Source organism: bacterium, from assembly GCA_030654305.1.
GTDB lineage: Bacteria > Krumholzibacteriota > Krumholzibacteriia > LZORAL124-64-63 > LZORAL124-64-63 > PNOJ01.
Window position 1 is genome coordinate 1 of sequence record JAURXS010000170.1, and the last position, 5,917, is coordinate 5,917.

The 5,917-nt window shown below is 71.0% G+C and carries 6 protein-coding genes; all 6 read right to left on the minus strand.

All coding sequences use genetic code 11. From position 1 onward, the window contains the following. Positions 1-472, minus strand: a 472-nt coding sequence (locus Q7W29_04575; GenBank protein ID MDO9171091.1) for an acyl-CoA dehydrogenase family protein, incomplete at its 3' end; no start/stop codon positions are given. A gap of 4 nt (positions 473-476) precedes the next feature. Then, entirely contained in the window at positions 477-1,616 is a 1,140-nt protein-coding gene (locus Q7W29_04580) for an acyl-CoA dehydrogenase (protein ID MDO9171092.1), read from the minus strand. 10 nt (positions 1,617-1,626) lie between these two features. After that, positions 1,627-2,472, minus strand: a complete 846-nt coding sequence (locus Q7W29_04585) for a 3-hydroxybutyryl-CoA dehydrogenase (GenBank protein ID MDO9171093.1) — start codon at positions 2,470-2,472, stop codon at positions 1,627-1,629. Positions 2,473-2,508: 36 nt separating this feature from the next. Continuing rightward, positions 2,509-3,696: an acetyl-CoA C-acyltransferase gene (locus Q7W29_04590; GenBank protein ID MDO9171094.1), complete on the minus strand. Its 1,188-nt coding sequence runs from the start codon at positions 3,694-3,696 to the stop codon at positions 2,509-2,511. 41 nt (positions 3,697-3,737) lie between these two features. Continuing rightward, complete coding sequence (locus Q7W29_04595; protein MDO9171095.1) at positions 3,738-4,877, minus strand: acyl-CoA dehydrogenase family protein; 1,140 nt, start codon at positions 4,875-4,877, stop codon at positions 3,738-3,740. Between the two features lie 299 nt (positions 4,878-5,176). Then, positions 5,177-5,839, minus strand: coding sequence for a lamin tail domain-containing protein (locus Q7W29_04600; protein ID MDO9171096.1), 663 nt, complete (start codon positions 5,837-5,839; stop codon positions 5,177-5,179). Positions 5,840-5,917: the final 78 nt, after the last annotated feature.

Consider the following 5,917-nt stretch of genomic DNA (forward strand, 5'->3'; position numbering starts at 1 on the left):
TGGTCACCCACATCTTGCTGCCCGTCAGCACGTAGTGGTCGCCGTCGCGGGCGGCGGCCGTGGTCAGGGCGGCGGCGTCCGAACCGGCGCCGGCCTCGCTCACGCAGAAGGCCGCGATCTCGCCGGCGGCCATGCGCGGCAGCACGCGCGCCTTCAGCTCGTCGCTGCCGAACATCGCGATGGGGTAACTGCCCACGCTGTTGTGGACGCAGATCATGACGGCCACGCCGGCGCACACCGCCGAGAGCTCCTCGACCACCAGCCCGTAGGTCGTGGTGTCGACGCCCAGCCCGCCGAGCGCCTCGGGGAAGGTCAGGCCGAAGAAGCCGTTGTCGCGCAGCTTCTGGATCAGCGGCTCCGGCATGTCGGCGTCGCGGTCCATCTGCGCGGCGAGGGGCGCGATCTCCTTGGCGGCGAAGTCGCGGACCATGTCGCGGAACATCGTCTGCTGCTCGTTGAGCGTGAAGTCCATGCCGCTACCTCAACCGGTGCCCGGCGATGACCATGCGCTGCGCCTCGCTGGTGCCCTCGTAGATCGACGTGATCCGGGCGTCGCGGAAGTGCCGCTCGACCGGGAATTCCTTGCTGTAGCCGTTGCCGCCGAAGATCTGCACCGCCTCCTCGGCGATGTAGCTCGCCGACTCCGACGCGAAGAGCTTCGCCATGGCGGCCTGTTCGCCGTAGGGTTCGCCCGCGTCCTTGAGCGCCGCGGCGCGCAGGGTCAGCAGGCGGGACGCCTCGTAGCGGGTGGCCATGTCGGCGATCTTCCACTGGATGGCCTGGAACTTCGCGATGGGCTGGCCGAACTGCTCGCGCGCCTTGGCGTAGGCCACGGCCGCCTCCAGGGCGGCCTTGGCGATGCCCAGCGCCTGCGAGGCGATGCCGATGCGCCCGCCGTCGAGCGTGGACATGGCGACCCGGAAGCCGGCGCCGTCGGGGCCGAGCTGCTGGTCCGCCGGGACGCGCACGCCGTCGAAGGCGAGCTGCGCGGTGTCCGAGGCCCGGATGCCCAGCTTCTTCTCCTTGCTGATCACCGCGAACCCCTCGCTCTTCGTCTCGACGATGAAGGCGAAGATGCCCTTGTGCTTCAGCGCGGGGTCGGTCTGCGCGAAGACGATCAGGACGTCGGCGTGCGCGCCGTTGGTGATGAAGTTCTTCATGCCGTTCAGCACCCAGTGGTCGCCGTCGCGGCGGGCCGTGGTCTGCTGGTTGGCGGCGTCGGTGCCGGCGTTGGGCTCGCTCAGGCAGTAGGCCCCCAGCAGCTCGCCCCGCGCCAGCGGCACGAGGAACCGCTGCTTCTGGACTTCGGTGCCGTAGGTCTCCAGCGGCCAGCAGACCAGCGAATTGTTCACCGACATGATCACGCCGGTCGAGGCGCAGGCCGCCGAGATCTCCTCCATCGCCAGCACGTAGCTGACCATGTCGAAGCCGGCCCCGCCGTACGTCTCCGGCACGTTCATGCCGAGGAAGCCCAGCTCGCCCAGCTTCTTCACCGGCGCGGCGGGGAACTCCTCGTCGCGGTCCCAGCGCGCGGCGTGCGGCGCCAGCTCCTTCAGCGCGAAGTCCCGCGCCGTCTGCTGGATCATCCGCTGCTGCTCGGTCAGTGCGAAGTTCACGTCGCCTCCCCTAGGCCTGGTAGTCGTAGAAGCCCCGGCCCGTCTTGCGGCCGAGGTGGCCGGCGGCGACCATCCGCACCAGCAGCGGGCTGGGACGGTACTTGCCGTCCTTGAAGCCGTCATAAAGCACGTTCATGATGTCCAGGCAGACGTCCAGGCCGATGAAGTCGGCCAGCTGCAGCGGCCCCATCGGGTGGGCCATGCCCAGCTTCATGACCGTGTCGATGGCCTCGCGGTCGGCGACGCCCTCCATCAGGCACTGCACGGCCTCGTTGATCATGGGCATCAGCACGCGGTTGCTGACGAAGCCGGGGTAGTCCTGCACCGCGACCGGCGTCTTCTCCAGATCGGCGCTGACCGCCATGATCCGCGCCAGGACGTCGGGCGCGGTCGCCTGGCCGCTGATGACCTCCACGAGCTTCATCACCGGCACGGGGTTCATGAAGTGCATGCCGATCACGCGCTCGGGCCGGCCGGTGCAGGCCGCGAGCTTCGTGATGCTGATGCTGGAGGTGTTCGAGGCCAGAATCGCCTCGGGGCCCAGGACCTCGTCCAGCTTCACGAAGATCGCCCGCTTCACCTCGTAGCTCTCGAAGACGGCTTCGATCGCCAGGTCGGCGCCGGCGGCGGCGGCCAGGTCCGTGGCGGCGGCGATGCGCCGCAGGGTCGCGTCCTTGTCGGCCTCGGACAGCGCGCCCTTCTTGACCTGCCGGTCGAGGTTCTTCGCGATCGTGGCCAGGGCCCGGTCCAGGGCGCCCCGATCCAGGTCGATCAGGGTGACGTCGTGCCCGTGCTGGGCGAAGACGTGCACGATCCCGTTGCCCATCGTCCCGCCGCCGATCACCGCAACCTTCATGTCATTCCTCCGTCGAATTCTACAACACGTTGATGATCAAGGTTTTGCAACGGACATTGCCACGGCGTCGCCGCCACCCAGGCACAGGGAGACCATGCCGCTCTCGGCGCCGCGGTCGAGCATCGCGTGCAGCAGCGTCACCAGGCAGCGGGCGCCCGAGGCGCCGATGGGATGGCCCAGGGCGACCGCGCCGCCGTGGACGTTGACCCTCTCGGGGTCCAGCCCCAGCTGGTCGACGACCGCCACGGCCTGCGCGGCGAAGGCCTCGTTCAGCTCGAAGAGTTCGTAGTCCGCGACCGGGCGGCCGGCCTTGCGGGCCACGCTCTGGACCGCCCCGACCGGCGCCATCATGACCCACTCGGGATCGACCGCCCCGGTGCCGTAGGCTTCGATGACCGCCAGCAGCGGCAACCCCTTCTCCCGCGCGAAGGACTCGCTGCAGACCAGCACCGCCGCCGCGCCGTCGTTGATCGTCGAGGCGTTGCCCGCGGTCACCGTGCCGCCGTCGCGCTTGAAGGCCGGCTTGAGCTTGGCCAGGGAGGCGACGGTGGTGTCGGCGCGCGGGCCCTCGTCGGCGCCGACGAGCACGGGGTCGCCCTTGCGCTGGGGCACCGGCACCGCCACGATCTCGGCCGCGAACTTGCCGGCGGCCATCGCCGCCGCGGCGCGGCGGTGCGACTCGGCGGCGTAGGCGTCCTGGCGCTCGCGGGAGACCGCGTACTTGTCGACGACCAGCTCGGCGGTCATGCCCATGTGGTAGTCGTGGTAGACGTCCCACAAGCCGTCGTGCACGAGCAGGTCGGTCAGCTGCTGATGGCCGAGGCGCAGGCCGTCGCGGGCCCCGAACAGGGCGAACGGGATCTGCGACATGTTCTCCATGCCGCCGGCGATCGCGCAGCGGATGTCGCCGGCCTTGATCGCCTGGGCCGCCGCCATCACGGCCCGCAGGCCCGAGCCGCAGACCTTGTTCAGGGTCATGGCGCTGACCGAAGTCGGCAGGCCGCCCCAGATCGCGGCCTGCCGGGCCGGGTTCTGGCCCAGCCCCGCCTGCACCACGCAACCCATGACCACCTCGTCGACGGCGCCCGGGTCCAACCCGGTGCGCTCCAGCAGCCCCGCGATGGCCGCGGCGCCGAGCCGGCCGGCCGGGACCGAGGCCAGGCCGCCCTGGAAGCGGCCGATCGGTGTGCGCACGGCCCCGCAGATCACGACGCGTTCGCTCATGTCGTCCCCTCGCCTTTCACCGGAAGCCATCGTTCCTGTTGCTATTCTTCCAACAAATTACGGGCGATCACCAGGCGCTGGATCTCGCTGGTGCCCTCGCCGATCGTGCACAGTTTGGCGTCGCGGTACATGCGCTCGACGGGGTACTCGCGGCAGAAGCCGTAGCCCCCGAGCAGCTGGATCGCGGAGGACGTGACCTCCATGGCGATCTCGCTGGCGTAGAGCTTGCCCTTGGCCGCCATGTCGGCGTAGGGCTCGCCGGCGTCCTTGCGACGGCAGGCCTCGTAGATCAGCAGGCGCGCGGCGTCGATCTTCAGGCTCATGTCGGCGAGCCGGAACTGGACGGCCTGCTGCGCGGCGATCGGCTGGCCGAACTGGATGCGCCCCTTCGCGTAGTCGCGCGCGGTCTCGAAGGCGCCGACGGCCAGGCCCAGGGCCAGCGCGCCGATGGAGATGCGGCCGCCGTCGAGCGTCGCCAGGAACTGCTTGAACCCGTCGCCCTGCTGGCCGAGCAGCGCGTCGGCGGGCACGCGCACGTCCTCGAGCGTCAGGGGCGCGGTGTCGGAGGCCCGCATGCCCAGCTTGTCTTCCTTCTTCTCGACCGTGAACCCCGGGGTCCCGGTCGGGACGATGAAGGCGCTGATGCCCCGGCTGCCGCTTGCGGCCGGGTCGGTCTTGGCGGTGACGATGACCGCGCCGGCGTGGTGCGCGTTGGTGATCCACTGCTTGCGCCCGTTCAGCACCCAGTCGCCGCCGTCGCGCACGGCGGTGGACGCGGTGCCGCCGGCGTCGCTGCCCGCGCCGGGCTCGGTCAGACCGAAGCTCAGCAGGTAGTCGCCACGGCAGGCGCCGGGCAGCCAGCGCTGCTGCTGCTCGGGCGTGCCGAAGGCGTGGATCGGCCAGCAGCCCAGGCTGTTGTGGGCGGCGACGGTCAGGCCGTGGCTGCCGCAGACCCGGCTGAGCTCCTCCACGACCAGCGCGTAGCTGGTCGTGTCCACCTGGAAACCGCCCTCGGCCTCGGGCACCTTCAAGCCCAGCAGGCCCAGCGCGCCGAGCTCCTTGATCGTGGCGGCGGGGAACTCCCCGGTCTCGTCGATGCGCGCGGCGATGGGCGCGATCCGCGACTTGGCGAAATCGCGGGTCATGTCGCGGATCATCTTCTGGTTCTCGGAGAGGAGCATCGTGCCTCCGCGCGGGCGCCGGTCGGGCCCGCCGCTTCGGTTCTGGGATGTTGCCGGAGGTGGGGCTTGTCCCCGCCGGCGTGTCCGTTCGGCGCGTGCGCGCCGTCGGACCGTTCGACACCGGAGGGACAGGATACAGAACGAGGCAGGGCGGGGAAAGCGAAATCGCTGCACAGTTTCAAGAATGGCTTACAGATGCGCCGACGGGCGGGCCCCCGGCAGGGGACCCGCCCGCCCGACAATGGGACCCGCCCTCCCGACAATGGGACCCGCCCGCCTGAAGGGCCCGACGGCGTGCGCTACCGGTACTCGGCCTTGACCTCGCCCCAGCTGCGGTTCTCCGCGGGCACCAGCCCCTCGCAGACGTTCCACGCGCCGGGCGTCGGGGGGCAGCCGGTGCCGGCCGGCTCGAGGTCGCCGCCGTAGGGCGACAGCGCGTCGCACAGGACCCACTCGCCCTCGGGCAGCATCAGGGCCAGCGAGCGGTCGTCGACCCCGACGTGGGCCGGGTAGATCAGCGCGTCGACCAGCGTCGCGCCCGGCTGCAGCGGATCGCCCCGGTAGAGCTCGAGCTGGTCGCCGCCGTTGTTCAGGCTCAGGCCCGTCACGGTGATGCCGTTGGCCTGCTGCCAGGCCACGGCCGCGGCGCCGGTGAACAGCGCGGTCTCGCCGGGCGCCAGCCCGCCCGACAGGCGCAGCTGCGCCTCCTCCCCCAGCGCGTCGCACAGCCAGTAGTCCGCGAGGTCCACGGACACCGGGCCGGTGTTGACGATCTCGACCCACTCGTCGTCACGGCTGCTGAGCGCGCCGTCGCCGTTCCAGTCGCCGGCGGGGTCGGGCAGCACCTCCGACAGCAGGACCGCGCCGCGGGCGTCGCCCACCCGGACGCCGGCGAGCAGCAGCAGCAGCGCCACGTTCAGCAACAGCCACGCGCGCCCGTTCTCCGTCTCCCAAGGCCACATGCGTTCTCCTTCCGATCGGGTGTGGGGAAAGCCGACCGTCCAGCCAGGACGGTGCCGCGCCGGCGGCGCGGAGCCCCG

What these genes read in the sequence shown, in the direction of transcription:
- Q7W29_04595 (MDO9171095.1), bottom strand. Translation starts at nt 4,877, where the DNA reads ATGCTCCTCTCCGAGAACCAGAAGATGATCCGCGACATGACCCGCGAT.
- Q7W29_04600 (MDO9171096.1), bottom strand. Translation starts at nt 5,839, where the DNA reads ATGTGGCCTTGGGAGACGGAGAACGGGCGCGCGTGGCTGTTGCTGAAC.
- Q7W29_04590 (MDO9171094.1), bottom strand. Translation starts at nt 3,696, where the DNA reads ATGAGCGAACGCGTCGTGATCTGCGGGGCCGTGCGCACACCGATCGGC.
- Q7W29_04585 (MDO9171093.1), bottom strand. Translation starts at nt 2,472, where the DNA reads ATGAAGGTTGCGGTGATCGGCGGCGGGACGATGGGCAACGGGATCGTG.